16 protein-coding genes are annotated in these 15487 nt (G+C 46.7%); 5 read left to right on the plus strand and 11 right to left on the minus strand.

The annotated features are described in order from the left end of the window. Window position 1 precedes the first annotated feature (1 nt). Complete coding sequence (locus tag I1H34_RS20515; RefSeq protein ID WP_212662800.1) at window positions 2-688, minus strand: J domain-containing protein; 687 nt, start codon at window positions 686-688, stop codon at window positions 2-4. A 129-nt stretch (window positions 689-817) separates the two neighbouring features. Further along, window positions 818-2374: an apolipoprotein N-acyltransferase gene (gene lnt / locus I1H34_RS20520; RefSeq protein WP_249369441.1), complete on the minus strand. Its 1557-nt coding sequence runs from the start codon at window positions 2372-2374 to the stop codon at window positions 818-820. Between the two features lie 203 nt (window positions 2375-2577). Between lnt and I1H34_RS20525 the strand changes: the two genes are divergently transcribed. Together I1H34_RS20525 and I1H34_RS20530 are read left to right on the plus strand one after the other, a co-directional pair. After that, the gene (locus I1H34_RS20525; protein ID WP_212662801.1) at window positions 2578-2901 is read left to right on the plus strand and encodes a phasin family protein; all 324 of its coding nucleotides are present in this window, start codon (window positions 2578-2580) and stop codon (window positions 2899-2901) included. Between the two features lie 61 nt (window positions 2902-2962). Then, entirely contained in the window at window positions 2963-3499 is a 537-nt protein-coding gene (locus I1H34_RS20530) for an FKBP-type peptidyl-prolyl cis-trans isomerase (RefSeq protein WP_212662802.1), read from the plus strand. 101 nt (window positions 3500-3600) lie between these two features. On the opposite strand, the gene I1H34_RS20535 is transcribed toward I1H34_RS20530, so the two are convergent. The 9 genes from I1H34_RS20535 to murC all read right to left on the minus strand — a co-directional run bounded on the left by I1H34_RS20535 (window position 3601) and on the right by murC (window position 12252). Beyond that, window positions 3601-4248, minus strand: a complete 648-nt coding sequence (locus tag I1H34_RS20535; RefSeq protein WP_212662803.1) for an LON peptidase substrate-binding domain-containing protein — start codon at window positions 4246-4248, stop codon at window positions 3601-3603. A 106-nt stretch (window positions 4249-4354) separates the two neighbouring features. After that, entirely contained in the window at window positions 4355-4672 is a 318-nt protein-coding gene (rpsJ, locus tag I1H34_RS20540) for a 30S ribosomal protein S10 (RefSeq protein ID WP_010467965.1), read from the minus strand. Window positions 4673-4818: 146 nt separating this feature from the next. Next, window positions 4819-6048: an elongation factor Tu gene (tuf, locus tag I1H34_RS20545; RefSeq protein WP_212662804.1), complete on the minus strand. Its 1230-nt coding sequence runs from the start codon at window positions 6046-6048 to the stop codon at window positions 4819-4821. A gap of 25 nt (window positions 6049-6073) precedes the next feature. Then, window positions 6074-8149 (minus strand): elongation factor G, encoded by a 2076-nt coding sequence (gene fusA / locus I1H34_RS20550; RefSeq protein WP_212662805.1) that lies wholly within the window; start codon window positions 8147-8149, stop codon window positions 6074-6076. Between the two features lie 97 nt (window positions 8150-8246). Next, window positions 8247-8717: a 30S ribosomal protein S7 gene (gene rpsG, locus I1H34_RS20555; protein WP_012162326.1), complete on the minus strand. Its 471-nt coding sequence runs from the start codon at window positions 8715-8717 to the stop codon at window positions 8247-8249. A 198-nt stretch (window positions 8718-8915) separates the two neighbouring features. Then, window positions 8916-9296: a 30S ribosomal protein S12 gene (gene rpsL / locus I1H34_RS20560; RefSeq protein ID WP_212662806.1), complete on the minus strand. Its 381-nt coding sequence runs from the start codon at window positions 9294-9296 to the stop codon at window positions 8916-8918. 81 nt (window positions 9297-9377) lie between these two features. Beyond that, window positions 9378-9734 (minus strand): YbaB/EbfC family nucleoid-associated protein, encoded by a 357-nt coding sequence (locus tag I1H34_RS20565; protein WP_212662807.1) that lies wholly within the window; start codon window positions 9732-9734, stop codon window positions 9378-9380. Window positions 9735-9865: 131 nt separating this feature from the next. After that, entirely contained in the window at window positions 9866-10792 is a 927-nt protein-coding gene (murB, locus tag I1H34_RS20570) for a UDP-N-acetylmuramate dehydrogenase (RefSeq protein WP_212662808.1), read from the minus strand. After that, window positions 10789-12252 carry a UDP-N-acetylmuramate--L-alanine ligase gene (gene murC, locus I1H34_RS20575; RefSeq protein ID WP_212662809.1) on the minus strand — a complete coding sequence of 488 codons (1464 nt, stop codon included), beginning with the start codon at window positions 12250-12252 and terminating at the stop codon, window positions 10789-10791. Before murC ends, murB begins: the two co-directional genes overlap by 4 nt. Before the next feature lie 436 nt (window positions 12253-12688). On the opposite strand from murC, the gene I1H34_RS20580 reads away from it, so the two are divergent. From I1H34_RS20580 to I1H34_RS20590, 3 genes are all read left to right on the plus strand, one after another. Continuing rightward, window positions 12689-13441, plus strand: a complete 753-nt coding sequence (locus tag I1H34_RS20580; protein WP_212662810.1) for an RNA methyltransferase — start codon at window positions 12689-12691, stop codon at window positions 13439-13441. A 176-nt stretch (window positions 13442-13617) separates the two neighbouring features. Further along, window positions 13618-14976 carry a serine hydrolase gene (locus I1H34_RS32260; protein WP_249369443.1) on the plus strand — a complete coding sequence of 453 codons (1359 nt, stop codon included), beginning with the start codon at window positions 13618-13620 and terminating at the stop codon, window positions 14974-14976. 63 nt (window positions 14977-15039) lie between these two features. After that, window positions 15040-15390: an Hpt domain-containing protein gene (locus tag I1H34_RS20590; protein WP_235109690.1), complete on the plus strand. Its 351-nt coding sequence runs from the start codon at window positions 15040-15042 to the stop codon at window positions 15388-15390. Window positions 15391-15487: the final 97 nt, after the last annotated feature.

Consider the following 15487-nt stretch of genomic DNA (forward strand, 5'->3'; position numbering starts at 1 on the left):
TCTATCCCATTTTTTCCTTAAGCTCTGTCAACTGTTGCTGCGCCATCGAGATTTCTTGATCAAAACGGTGCGACATTTCCAACAAAAGATCTTGCCCAAGTTGTTCCAACTTTACTGCCTTCATCCTCAATTGATGCAAATCTGATTGAGATAGTTGCTGCAATTTATCTTCAATCGACTGCAAGCGCTGTCGGCTCTGAGCAATTTGACGAATCGTCCGGATTAAATCTGCTGTTATCCCTTCCCCTTGGACAGAGTCTGGGCTACTTTCCCAATCATGCAAAATCGCCCTAAGACGATCTTCATCCCCCGATTCATAGGCACGATTGACGAAGGCCATCAGTTGTTCGCGGCGGGAACGCTCTTCAGGATCCGTTGCCAGGTCAGGATGAATCCGTTTGGCCACTTCTCGATAGAGCTGTTTCAAACGAGCGGATGGCCGAAAGTTGTGGTTAGACGCCATCAACGTTAAATATTTTGAAATTTGGGCATTAATCCGCTCTAATTCTTCCTGGCGGATACCCACAACCTGCATATAACGATACTCAAACGAGTGGAGTTCAGCCTGAAACGTAGCCAATTCTAGCTCCCGTTGTGCTAACTGAGCTTCCAAATCCAATAGCTCTGACTGCTTTCTCTGAAGTTCTAGCTCTTCTGGCGTCGATTGACGAACAAGACTACTACTCATTGACTTTGAATCGTGATGTGAGGAGATACTATTAAATCGAGTTATGTTCAAGATAGAGAGCGTACCCTAGGAAAATGGCAAACGATGCTGCCATACCTCAGTTGAAAAGCCAGTTTTATCTAACTTAGCTTACTTACCGGTGTTGATGAAAGAGGGGGCTACCGCAATCAGGCTGAGCACCACCAAGCTAGGTAAGAACCAGTTTCCCCACTGTACATATAAAGTCTGGGTTTGACGACGATAAATTGTGGCAGCATGGGTAGCAAACACCAGAGGTTGCGAACGCCACAAGGTTTGGCCATGGGGATTAATCACACCAGAGTATCCCGTATTCGTCGAGCGAACAGTCCACCGATCGGTTTCTATGGCTCTCATCACATCATGGGCATGGTGCTGAGCCATCATCCGAGTATTATACGGATCGTTATTGGAGGCCGTCAGAATAAACTCTCCGCCTTGGGCAGCTTGTTTCTGAAACAGTTGCGGAAAGGCAGAATCAAAACAAATCCCTGCGATCGCAGGTCCCCAAGGGGTGAGGAATTGTTGATCCGGCTTACCTAAATTCATCTGTGTACCGACAGGCGTCAACCGACCGATTACCCCACCCAACAGAGACTCAAAGGGAATATATTCACCTAAGGGCACAAGCTTAATTTTGTTGTAGCGGCTCAAGATGCTGCCATCAGCCAAAACGGTAATTAAACTTTGGGTAATGCGATGGTCTTCAGGCATAAAACTCCCGAGCCAGGCAACCACCTGTTTATCTTGAATTGCCTCTACTAAGGGAGGCTGGTCTCGCCATAAAAAGGGGAAAGCCCCTTCTGGAGTGAGTACAGCATCAACACCTTGATCGGCCAACTGCCGATAGCCAGCCTCGTAATTTTTACGCCCTAGTTCAAGGCCTTGCTTAAACAATTTGATCCGGGTTGGGACATTGCCTTGAATAATACCAATATCGAGGGCAGTATCCTGATTAGCCTGCAACGGTTGCAGGTAAAGGCTCAAACCTAATAGATGTAAACCGATCAAAAGTGCGATCGCAGTGCCACGATACCGCCACCGATGTCGTATAGCGGTCCAACCTTCTGCCAAACAGCCATTAACCATCACTAATGCAGCAACGACAACCGTCGGTCCGGAGATCCGCCCCAAATGCAGAATCACTAGGTTCGCTGGGCTTTGAGTATAAGAGATCGGGGTCCACCATAATGGAGATTGGGTCCAGAGCCACTCCAATGTCGTCCAAGCTGCTGTTCCCACCAAAATTCGACTATAAATGGGTAACTTGAACGCCCTCCAAGCCATCCATCCAGACCAGAAAGCAGCAATCAACGCCCCATAAACCGTTACAAACAGCCAGCAAACAACTGCAATGGTAAGACTAGTCCACCAAGATAGGCCCATCCATGTCATGGGATGTAAGCCTGTTAGCCAAGACACGGCAGCACCCTGATACCCAACTCCCCACGCCAGCCCCAGCCGCATCGCCAAGCACACCTGCCCCTGAGCACGTTTAACGTATATCCACAGGGGCACCAAAGCAACCCATGCAAACCACCAAGTTCCCACTGGTGCGGGGCTAATACCCATTATTAAGCCCGAGAGAAAAACGAGACCAAACCCTCGCCATCTAACCGAAGAATTTTTCGGTTGGGTACGGTCTTTCACAATATTTTCCACGCGCATTCTGGAGCTTGCAGTAAGGTCTGCTGGCAGTTTACCCTGATTAAGTTTTTCCTGATTCAGGAATCCATTGCGTGCATTAGACCGAGCCCAGTGTTAGTAGCCACCGTACTATCCCTACTTTCGAGAAGTTCTTTGACTTCGCTATGCTGGAGTTCAGCAGCCCGCGTAACTATCACAACTTCATTCCCAAACCCGAGGTTTTCATGGACAATAACAATTTCCTCAAGCAAATGTTGATGATTGGGGTCGGAACCACCTCTTTTGTCACCGATAAACTTCGGGAAGTCAGTGATCAATGGGTCAATGAAGGACGGTTAAATCCCGAGCAAGCTAAAGCTTTTGTAGATGATCTGTTACAACAAATGCGCTCGGACCCAGGAGATTGGGAAGCTCAGATGGAGCGCCAAGTTCGCAATATGATGCAAGATTTAGGGTTAGCAAGACAGGCTGAAGTGGATGAATTACGCGGTAGGATTGATCGACTGGAGCGACAAGTGCGAGACTTAGAAAATAAGCTTTGGCGGTAGCCTCCTCAATCAAAACCAACCATTCAAAGCATCACTGTCCTAAACCGATCGGAGGAACATCTTGCGTAATATCTTAATCAGTTTCGGGATTGTCCTTGTTTGTAGCGCCGTTTTGGTCATTGCCCAAGTTACTAACGGCACTCCCGAAGTATCTGCAGAGCCCTTACAAACAGATAATACTCTAACAACTGTTGCTGCTATTCCTGTTGCCCAAACACCTACATCTGAAATGAATTCAACTGACACTGAAGATTCTGATTACACCACCACCGCATCTGGCTTGCAATATCGTGACTTAGTAGAAGGCACAGGTGAGCAACCTATGCTAGGTCAAATGGTTGTCGTTCACTATACTGGCACCTTAACCGATGGGAGCAAATTTGATAGTTCTCGCGATCGCGGACAGCCATTCTCCTTCCCCATTGGAAAAGGGCGAGTGATCAAAGGTTGGGATGAAGGCGTTGGCACCATGAAAGTAGGCGGTCGTCGGAAGTTAGTCATTCCTCCTGATTTAGGGTATGGCTCAAGAGGCGCTGGTGGCGTAATCCCCCCCAATGCTACCCTAGTTTTTGATGTTGAACTACTGAGAATTCAATAGCTTAAGCCTTATATAAACTGAAAATAAGCCCGAAATCTATGAAATATCCGGGCTTATTTTTGGTTTTCGGGAGCGATAGGTAAACAAGCCGCTCAATACAATCAGGGCTCTAATGTATCTTTCAGAACTGTACGCGCTGCTAAATGATTGCGTGTAGACGTCAAAATCTCCGCTTCTCGCTCCAGCCGAGCCTGAGTGTCCTGCATTTCCAATAGAGATTGTTGCTCTAACGCCGCACCGTAAAAATTACTCGCCACCCAGTAGGAAAGATCTACAGGGAGACTTGGAATATCATCTGGAAGGTTAATATCTTGTTCAGTTAGCTTTGCAGAAAGCCTAACAACATCTTGCAACAGCTGTGTGACACTTGTGGTTAAAGCTTGCAAGTCTTGATCCTGCAGAGGTTGATCGTCGATCCACTCGACTAATCCAACACGGTAAGGCTTTTCGCGAACATAATGAAGTACCTTAAATCGCTGTTTCCCCAGCGTTAGGATCATAATTCGATCATCAGGCAGTCTTTCATGCTTTGTGATTTCAGCACAACACCCTACTAAAGCCGCTTCACCTTTGTTAGGGTCCCACATCAAAACACCAAATTGTCGATCCTCTTCCAAAATAGTGTTCATCATTATCCGGTAGCGATATTCGAAAATATGCAACGGTAATGGCCGCCCTGGGAACAGAACTACATCAGGAAGAGGGAATAGGGGCAGCTCACGTACAGCAATTGAAGAGGGAATAGCCATTAGCAACGGGAGAGGTGGGATAGGGAGTACTCTTATTCACTCTAGCCCATGTCCCCCGAAGAATTCACAAACAACTCAGGCAAGCACCTAACAACTACAGTCGAGACTAAAGCTTGACTTCAATATCAACACCAGCAGGCAAATCAAGCTTCATCAACGCATCAATAGTTTTGGGTGAAGGCTGATAAATATCAACAATACGACGATGAGTACGTGTTTCGAAGTGCTCACGTGAGTCCTTGTCTACATGTGGAGATCGTAGAACACAATAAATACGTCGTCGGGTGGGTAAAGGAATAGGTCCAACAGGGGAGGCATTAGTTCGCTTAGCAGTCTCAACGATTTTGTCACAGGATGTGTCGAGCAAACGGTGATCAAAAGCTTTCAGGCGAATGCGGATTTTTTGTTGCTGGAGAGTTGTCATATCTTAGATCAATCGTTAAGTTGTCAAGGTTCTGGATGACAGCAAAATTATGTAGAACTGCTGTTAGCAATCGGATCTTGTCAGACAAGCTGAAGGTAAGCACTACCGCTATGCCTCCAGCTCTATCTTAAGGGCTGTTTAGGAGACTATTTCAGGATTTTGGAGACAACACCAGCTCCAACAGTCCGGCCACCTTCACGAATCGCAAATCGCATCCCTTGCTCAATCGCAATAGGGTTGATTAATTCAACTGTCATTTTAATGCGATCGCCAGGCATAACCATCTCAGCGGCACTACCATCGTCAGCTGTAAAAGCGCTGATTGTACCCGTTACATCTGTCGTTCTGACATAGAACTGGGGTCGGTAACCAGGGAAAAACGGTGTATGACGTCCTCCCTCATCTTTCTTGAGGATATAAACTTCAGACTCAAACTGGGTATGAGGAGTAATTGAACCAGGCTTGGCTAACACCATGCCACGCTCAATATCTTCTTTTTGAACACCCCGCAAAAGTAAGCCGACGTTATCACCAGCCATCCCTTCATCAAGGGTCTTTTGGAACATCTCAACACCAGTCACAGTAGTATTGCGTGTATCTCTAATTCCAACTAACTCGACAGTCTCGCCAACGACAACCTTGCCCCGCTCGATCCGTCCAGTAGCGACTGTTCCACGACCTGTAATAGAGAAGACATCTTCTACAGCCATCAAGAAAGGCTTATCAATATCTCTTTCAGGAGTAGGAATATAGGCATCCACTTCATCCATCAAAGCGTAGATTTTATCTACCCACTCGTTGTCTCCTTTCTTCATGGAGTCCGCACCATTGAGGGCTTCTAAAGCCATTAGCGCCGAGCCAGAAACGATGGGAATATCATCTCCTGGGAAATCATAGTCGTTTAAAAGTTCTCGAACTTCTAGCTCAACCAACTCTAGCAACTCTTCATCATCTACCTGGTCTTGCTTATTCATAAAGACCACAATATTGGGAACCCCAACCTGCTTAGCCAGTAGAATATGTTCACGAGTTTGGGGCATGGGACCATCAGCAGCGGAGACTACTAATACTGCTCCATCCATCTGGGCAGCCCCAGTAATCATATTTTTGACATAGTCAGCATGCCCAGGACAGTCCACGTGGGCATAGTGACGATCCGTCGTCTCATACTCCACGTGAGCCGTATTAATCGTGATCCCTCTTTCCCGCTCTTCCGGGGCCGCATCAATGTCATCGTACTTCCTGGCTTTAGCTTGGCCAATGGCAGCGAGAGACATGGTGATTGCTGCTGTCAAAGTGGTTTTACCATGATCAACGTGACCAATGGTACCAATGTTGACGTGGGGTTTTGTTCGTTCAAATTTTGCGCGTGCCATGTATCAACTATTCCTTTTCGATGAATTATGCGTTCCCTTTGTTTTTTTCGATAATGGGTTCAGCCACATTACGAGGAACGTCCTCGTAGTTACCAAACTCCATTGTAAAGATACCTCGACCCTGAGTCATAGACCGGATATCTGTGGCATAGCCAAACATGGTCGCCAATGGGACTTTAGTCGTCACCTTGGCGAGCCCTTGGGCCACTTCTTGACCTTCGATTTGGCCTCTTCGAGAAATGAGGTCACCCATTACAGGGCCGAGGAAGTCTTCAGGTACTTCTACCTCAACTTTCATCATGGGCTCTAGCAGCGCAGGTGAGGCTTGCATTACCCCATCTTTGATTGCTATTGAGCCCGCGATTTTAAAGGCCATTTCAGAAGAATCAACATCATGGTAAGACCCATCAACTAATGTCGCTTTGACATCAATGAGGGGATAACCAGCTAAGATACCAGATTCGCAAGCTTCTTTCATCCCTTGCTCAGCCGGACCAATAAACTCTTTAGGGATAGAACCTCCCACAATTTTTGAGATAAATTCAAAACCAGTGCCCTCTTCAGCGGGTTCTATCTCAACAACAACATGACCATATTGGCCTTTCCCCCCACTTTGCCGTACAAACTTGCCTTCAGCAGTCACTGCTTTACGAATCGTCTCTCGATAGGCTACTTGGGGGGCTCCAATATTAGCCTCCACTTTAAATTCTCGTAGCATCCGATCAATCAAAATCTCTAGATGCAGCTCACCCATACCTGCAATCACTGTCTGATTGGTTTCCGGGTCCACACTGACGCGAAAGGTAGGGTCTTCTTGAGATAAAGATTGCAAGGCTTTGGAGAGCTTATCCATATCCTGCTTGGTTTTAGGCTCTACTGCCACAGAAATCACAGGTTCAGGAATAAATAAAGACTCCAGGACAATGGGCTTCGCCGCATTGCATAGAGTTTCGCCGGTAAAAGTATCCTTAAGACCTAGGGCAGCTCCTAAATCTCCTGCGCGCAACTCATCAACCTCAATTCGATCATCAGCTTTCATGATAATCAGCCTTGAAACACGCTCTTTTTTGTCCTTAGTAGGATTGAGGATATAGCTGCCTTTGGTGAGAACGCCTGAATACACCCGGATAAAGGTAAGTCGTCCATAGGGATCGGACATCACTTTAAATGCGAGGGCAGCCAAAGGCGCTTCATCATCAGCCGGACGCTCAGCTTCAGTGCCATCCAATAATGTCCCTCGAATAGCAGGAACATCAATCGGTGCTGGCATATAGTCAATCACAGCATCCAAAAGCAGCTGAACGCCTTTATTTTTAAAGGCAGAGCCACAAAGAATAGGGACTATCGTGCCTGCAATGGTGCCACGACGCAAAGCTGATTGAACTTCTGTTTCTGATAAAGATTCACCTTCGAGATACTTCTCCATCAAGGCATCATCTGCTTCAGCAATTGCCTCAACTAGAAGTGTTCGATACTCTTGAGCTCGCTCTTGATTAGACTCAGGAATCTCAGTCTCTTGAATATCTGTACCTTGATCATTGGTATAGATGAAGGCTTTCATATTGACTAGATCAACAATGCCCTCAAATTTATCTTCACTACCAATTGGAATTTGAATAGCGACGGCATTGGCTTTAAGACGATCACGAATTTGATCATAAACCTTGAAAAAATTCGCACCCGTCCGATCCATTTTGTTGACGAATACAATTCGGGGAATCTGATAACGATCAGCTTGCCGCCAAACTGTCTCTGATTGAGGTTGAACACCCCCTACAGAACAGAAAACCGCAATCACGCCATCTAATACTCGCATTGAGCGTTCAACTTCAATCGTGAAATCTACATGCCCAGGCGTATCAATAATGTTGACCTGATGATCTTGCCAGGTTGTGGAAATGGCGGCAGCGGTAATAGTGATACCACGCTCCCGTTCCTGATCCATCCAATCAGTAACTGTATTGCCATCATGAACTTCTCCGACCTTGTGTACCACACCGGAGTAGAACAAAATACGCTCAGTTGTTGTCGTTTTTCCCGCATCAATATGGGCTGCAATGCCAATATTGCGCACTTTCTCTAGCGGGACGGAACGTGCCACAGCTACCTCCTTCGCCCTAGCAAGTTATTTGCATAAGGGTATACAACATTCTTGCTGCAATGATTCTATAACTTTTTTCAGATAAACTTCACAAAACTTAGTAGCGATAATGGGCAAACGCTTTATTGGCCTCTGCCATACGATGAGTTTCTTCACGCTTACGTATCGCTGCGCCTGTTTCGTTAGCAGCATCGATCAGTTCGTTAGCCAGTTTACTCACCATAGATCGCCCAGGACGCTGGCGCGAAAAGCGAATAATCCATCGCAACGCCAAGGCAATGCCTCGATCAGATCGAACTTCCATCGGGACTTGATAGGTAGCACCACCCACCCGGCGAGCTTTCACTTCTACTAATGGCGTTACATTACGAACAGCCGTTTCAAACACCTCTAAGGGGTCTTGATTGGTACGTTCTTCGATAATTTTCAAAGCATCATAAAGAATACGAGAGGCCAAAGATTTCTTCCCACTCGCCATCAAACGCCGAATAGTCATACTGATGAGGCGGCTATTGTAAACCGGATCGGGAGGAACAGGGCGCTTTTGGGCACGAATACGACGAGACATGAGAAATCCTACACAAGATAGTAATAATTAAGGGCTTATGGATCCTCGCTACTTCGAGGAACACATTGTCAGACTACGCAAACTGCGGCAATCTATCTAAAGCTTGAACTGATGAGGGAAATAGTATTAAGGTGTCCCCAAAACATAAGCCACAGTCAGGGAACTCTACTCAATCTCAGGTTAAGAGCGCTGGAGCTACTAACTCTTACCTTTAGGACGCTTTGCTCCATATTTTGAACGACTTTGACGTCTATCTTTAACTCCAGCAGTATCCAAAGTACCGCGGATAATATGGTAGCGAACACCCGGCAAATCTTTAACACGACCACCCCGAATCATGACAACGGAATGCTCTTGCAAATTATGGCCAATTCCAGGGATGTAGGCTGTAACCTCAAATCCAGAAGTTAAACGGACCCTGGCGACTTTCCGCAATGCAGAGTTGGGCTTCTTAGGGGTTGTGGTATAAACGCGAGTACAAACACCACGGCGCTGAGGACAGCTTTTTAAAGCCGGAGACTTTGTCTTCTTCTTTGTGTTGTAACGCTCGCTGCGGATAAGCTGCTGAATTGTGGGCATAGATGGGCGATAGTAAGTTGAGTTAGGATTTTGAATTCTTCCAAATCCTAACTATATAGATCTTTGCGGCCTTGTGTCAACTTACCCACCTAAACCCGGCAAATTAAGATCGCCTGTCAAGTCTTCCATGCGTTCTCTCATCGTGTCGGTAGACTTATGGTACGCATCTTTCATCGCTTCAGCAACCAGTTCAGATAATGCATCTAGGCCTTTATCCACGGCCTCTTGGGTAATTTCAGCACGAATAGGTTCTTGGTTACCGCTCATGACAACCTTAACTAAGCCACCACCAGCTTGACCCTCGATCTCCATTTGTTCAAGATCTTCTTGTAATTGCTTTGCACCTTCTTGCACTTGTTGTGCTTTCTGGATAGCTGCAGCTAGTTCTTTCATTTTGCCGAGGCCGAAGCCAAAGCCTTGTCCTTGCTCTTTTGGCATAGTCTTTATGGTTTGTTAATGTGCTTGAATCTTTGCTTTGCTCTAGATGAGCTCTTTTAAGGAACTTCAAATTGAACTGTTTACTATGATACTGAGAGTCTACCCCAAGAGGCGTAAAGGGAATCTACTTTCTAGGTGATTTGTGGGAATTCACCCAACATTTTCACTTCTGGCTTGAGAAGCAACGACCAATTTTCCTCAACTTTTTGCTGAACATAATGAATCAGATTGAAGATGTCAGTTGCCGTAGCGTTATCAGAGTTAAGGATGAAGTTAGCGTGCTTCTGAGCAACTTGCGCCCCTCCGAGTGAATATCCTTTCAATCCTGATTGTTCAATTAACCAACCTGCCGTCCGAGGAAGAGGATTGCGAAACACACTGCCACAGCTTGGCCAATCATAGGGTTGTGTACTGAGACGATGATCCAAGTGCGATTGAGTCGTTGCCTTGACCTGGTCAGTAGATTGATTAGCACTGAGTTGAAACACCCCCTGTAAAACGGGTTTGGGAGATTGCTGCAAGATAGAGGACCGATATTGAAATGCCATGTGTTCAGGTTTCAATACCTGAATAGTCCCATTTCTCTCTAGGACATGAACCTCAGCTAAAACATCCGCAGTACATCCACCATGCGCACCAGCATTCATGACCAATGCTCCGCCCACAGTTCCAGGAATACCGACGGCCCATTCCAATCCAGACCAACCTCGTTTAGCAGCCTGCCAAGCCAGTTTAGGTAACGATTCCCCAGCATAGGCTGTGACTTGACAAGTATCAGGCTCGAACGTCCTTTGCCGCAAATATCGCGTTGAGATGACTAAGCCAGGTAAGCCCTGATCACTAATCAGTAAGTTTGACCCTGCGCCCAAAAAGGTAATGGGCAGATTTTGCTCATTAGCCCATGCATAACTACCTTGTAGTTCTTCCAGATTATGGGGAGCAATAAACCATTCTGCGGCGCCCCCCACACGGAATGTCGTCATATCTGCCAAACTCACATGAGGCTGAATCTCGCAGGTTCCATTGTCAATAAAGATGGAGGGTGAAGACTGAGTCATTGCAAAACAACCTCAGGAGAAGGTTTTGAAGAAACCTGATAATGGGCAAGTAAGTCTGGAATGATACGGTTCAAATCTCCTGCTCCCAAGAATAGAACTACATCACCCGATTGCAAATGTCCCTGTAAAAAATCGATAACATTGGCCAGGGTTGGTTGATAAGTTACGGCAGAATGGTTAGAGGTAATTGCATTTGCCAACTTTTGACCATCAATAGTGCCAGGATTTGCTTCTCCAGCGCTATAAATATCAGTCACAACGACTAAATCTGCATCTTGAAACGATTGGCTAAACTCTTGAAAGAAGGTAATTGCACGGCTATAGCGGTGGGGCTGAAAGACAGCTACAACTCTTGATTGAGAATAGGTTGCAGCCGCAGCTTGGGCTTGAAGCTTCGCGGATGCCAAGGTCACTTGAATTTCACTCGGATGATGCGCATAATCATCTATCAAACAAATCCCTTGCGCTTCTCCATAAATTTCGAAACGGCGTTTAGCCCCCGAGAAAGTCTGCAATGCTTCCGCAATGGTGGGGAATTCTAGGCCTACATAACGGCCAATCGCAACGGCTGCCAGGGCATTACTGAGGTTATGTTCCCCCAGCAAAGGCAGTTCTAATGACCCTAAGCTCTCCTCACGTTCTAGGATATCTACGATTGTTCCTTGGCCTGAATATTCAATATTTTGCACCGTATAATCTGCCGATATTTCAGCATTCAGACTGTAAGTAATCATAGGCTGATCGGGGGCTGATGTAGAAAAACGATCAGCGATAGTGGGGCAATCAATCGAAACGATCAGGGTATGGCAATGGTCTACAAACTGTTCAAAGATGCCAACCACTTGATCTAGAGAGGTGTAGTGATCAGGGTGATCAAGTTCAATATTGGTAATGACACCAATATGAGGGAAGAACTTAACGAGGGACCCATCCGATTCATCGGCCTCAGCGACTAAATAGGGGCTATCGCCAGTGCGGGCATTCCCACCCCATGCAGCGACCTCTCCACCCACAATAATGGTGGGATCTAAACTCGCTTTCAACAATAAATAGCCTACCAAGCTACTGGTTGTTGTTTTACCATGAGTTCCAGCAATTGCAATGCTTTGAGAGAACTCTTGCATTAGCGCTGCCAGCACATCAGAGCGATGAAAGATAGGACATCCTGCCTGCACAGCAGCCTGGTATTCAGGATTATCCTCGTGAATGGCCGTTGAGCAAATCACTTGAGGGGGGGCAGAAGAATCTTGGCAAAGCTGCTTGATGTTAGTAGCTTCTTGACGAGAAAAGATTCGAGCGCCCTGGGACTCTAACTTTTGAGTGATATGGTTAGCTCGAACATCTGAACCCGATATAGGCAATTGTCGTTTGAGGAGGATATGGGCTAGTGCAGACATGCCGATACCACCAATACCAATGAAGTGAATGGGACGGCCACCTAAATCGACTGCACTTTGCATTACTGTATTTCGCTCCTTCTCGGCCCACACCTAGTTACACGCGACATCATAGCAGGAACTCTAAAAAATTCGAGTCCTTTCCTTGCTTCCAGCAAATCTCTTCTGGATTTATATCAATCTTGATGCTGCTGACATTGCCAGCATTTTTTACTCTCTATCCTGCAGGTAAAAAGCTAAAGCTTATAGATGCACAAGCATCCTGAGTCCTATAGAGTTTTAACTACCACTTTGTTTGCTAGCTGATTGTATTTACAAGAACGACTTATAATTTTCTTCTGTAAAATTTTTAATACCTTCCCACCTATGGTGTCAATCTGGTTATGGTTGGAAGTCTCGCCAACACCCCGAACAACCCGAATATGTAATTATCTGTAATGGTTGGCATGATACTGTTTGCGATCGCATTTCCAAGACATCCATTTGAGTGACGTTACCCATGAGCGAACCACGGTTAGCCTCGATCAAAATTGTTTTAGTCGAGCCGGCTGGCCCCCTCAATGTGGGGAGCATCGCCCGAGTGATGAAAAACATGGGGTTAGGACAGTTAGTGCTCGTCAATCCCCACTGTGATCCCTTAGGTCCAGAAGCCCAACAGATGGCAGTTCATGCCGCTGACGTCTTATCCCAGGCAACAACAGTTCAGACTTTAGCCGAAGCACTCGTAGGATGTCAGCGAGTGGTGGCCACCACCGCCCGACAACGGCGATTACAGGTGATGACTCAGGCACCGAAACAGATCTTGCCCTGGATACTAGAAGATGAAGCCGCATTGATCTTTGGCCCGGAAGATCGAGGACTGAGTAATGAAGAACTTTATCATGCCCAAGCTTTCCTCCAAATCCCTACGAGTTCTGACTATGCAGCCTTAAATCTAGCCCAGGCCGTCACGATTTGCTGTTACGAGTTGCGTCAATGCCTATTCACAGACCTTGACAACCTGCCCACTGGACCTAGAATTGCAGAGTCTAATCATCCTCAGACAGAATTGGCCCCCTTCCAACAAATGGAAGCGTTCTATCAAGCCCTAGAGCTCGCCTTATTGGACATCGGCTATCTCCATCCCCATACAGCAACCGTTAGGATGCAAAAACTACGGCAGCTCTTTAATCGCAGCCAGCTATCAACCCAGGAATTAGCTATGTTAAGGGGGATGATTCGTCAGGTACACTGGAAAATTCAGGCAAATTGATTAAAATACCCATAATCTTTTGCTGTAGGTAATGCTTCAAAGATTGAATAAAGCTTTGGAAATTGCCGATCCAGATTGAAGAGGATTAAAGTCCTCTGAAACATTGCGCTCCATCACGTCTATAGCCCAATTTGTTGATTCAGGAGAGGGTGGTGCTTCAACACTCCAGGCAATCTTTGACTTCACGACAGCAGCGCCAGTTATGGCAGCAGCGCCGGAGGATGCATCAAACGCGCCGAGCAATGCGCAAACAGCTTGTGCAGCAAACTCAGCATCGCGCCCCTTCTAAGCATCTCCGAGCCCCCTCTCCTTCCCCTCAGCCCCAAAGATCCCAAGGCATTTCCCGAAAACCGGCTCCAAGGAATTCGTCTGCCTCAAAATCATCTATTCGACCAACCCGGCCCCGAACTAAAACTCATTCCAGCTCTTGGGGATGGTTTGTATATCTCACTCGTTTAGCAATTGTTGGCTCTGGGGTCGCTGCGATTGCAGGTACCGCCTTGACCGTCTTTGATCCCACACCCCACTCATCATCTTCTGGGTCCCCCTCTATATCCTCTGCCCTAGCCCCCATTCCCCTGAAGTCTGTAAGCACAATAAATTCTGAGCCAGCGATTGAACCGAAAAACTTTGATACCCAGCCGGATGGTCCACAGTCTTTGTTTTATCGATGGTCCCAAGAGCCCCGGATGAAACGCTTGGTTCGAGAAGGGCAAGAGCTATCAACGATCAAGGGACAAATCCAGCAGTGGTCTGCAGCTCAATCGGAGCTTAAGCCCGCTATGTTTTTCCTGAATCCCAGCACTGGCGAATATCTAGATATCAACGGGGCAAAAAGCATATCCGCCGCTAGTACTATCAAAATCCCTGTCTTGCTCGCTTTTTTTGAGGAAGTTGATGCTGGCACTATTGACCTAGATGAGCCCTTAGTGATGCGTCAGGATCTGGTGGCATCTGAAGCCGGCTCCATGCAATATGAACCTGTGGGAACGACGTTTTCAGCTCTAGAAACAGCGGAGTACATGATTGCGATCAGCGATAACACCGCGACCAATATGCTGATTGATCGCCTAGGGGGTGCCCAAAAACTCAATCAGCGGTTTAAATCCTGGGGTCTTAAGCACACTGCCATCCGTAATCCTTTACCAGACTTAGAGGGGACTAATACCATCAGCCCTCAAGATATGGCAGCCTTAATGCTAAAGCTCAAAGATGACGATCTACTCTTGTCTGCCAGTCGCGAGCAAGCATTAGATATTTTGCGCCAGACGGTGACCAACACCCTACTTCCACAGGGGATAGATAAGGATGCCAATATTGCCCATAAAACTGGAGATATTGGCTCTGTTGTTGGGGATATAGGCCTCATCGACATGCCTAATGGCCAGCACTATGTTGCCGCCATTTTAGTTCAGAGACCCCACAATGATCCCCGTGCCCAGGAACTGATTCGTAAGATCTCTAAACTCACTTACAGAACATTTCGAAAACAGGATCCATCCATTGCCACTCCTGCCACAACATCAGACAATTAGCAGATATAGGTTGGGACTATAGGGTTTAAGACATCCATGAGATCATGGCCATCTATCACTCCCATGAGCATCGATCGGAGCCTTCTTCACGAATACTCCGACGGCGATCGAGATTTCGAGCAAGAGCTCTTGCATTTGTTTGTGGATGATACTCAGCAACATTTAGCCAGCTTAAAAGCTGCTATCTCAACTCAGAACTTCGATATTGCCAAACGAGAAGCCCATCACATCAAAGGGGCCAGTGCTCATGTGGGTGCCGTAGCTATGTTTGCGATCGCAGCCGAAGTTGAAGCCCTAATCAAGCAACAAACCACACCTCCGAGCCTCCCTTTACTCAGCCAGTTGGAAACAGCCTACCAAGACGTCATTGCCGTGACTGAGCAATGGGCTCATGAATCCACAACACTCAGTTAAGCTGTAGATTAGCTTGCCCATTCAGCGTCGCTCAAACCTCATTCGTCTTTAGACGTGGGCCAGAGCACTGGCAAAACAGCTATTTTCCCAACATTTT

It is taken from the genome of Acaryochloris marina S15 (assembly GCF_018336915.1).
GTDB classification, from domain to species: Bacteria; Cyanobacteriota; Cyanobacteriia; order Thermosynechococcales; family Thermosynechococcaceae; genus Acaryochloris; species Acaryochloris marina_A.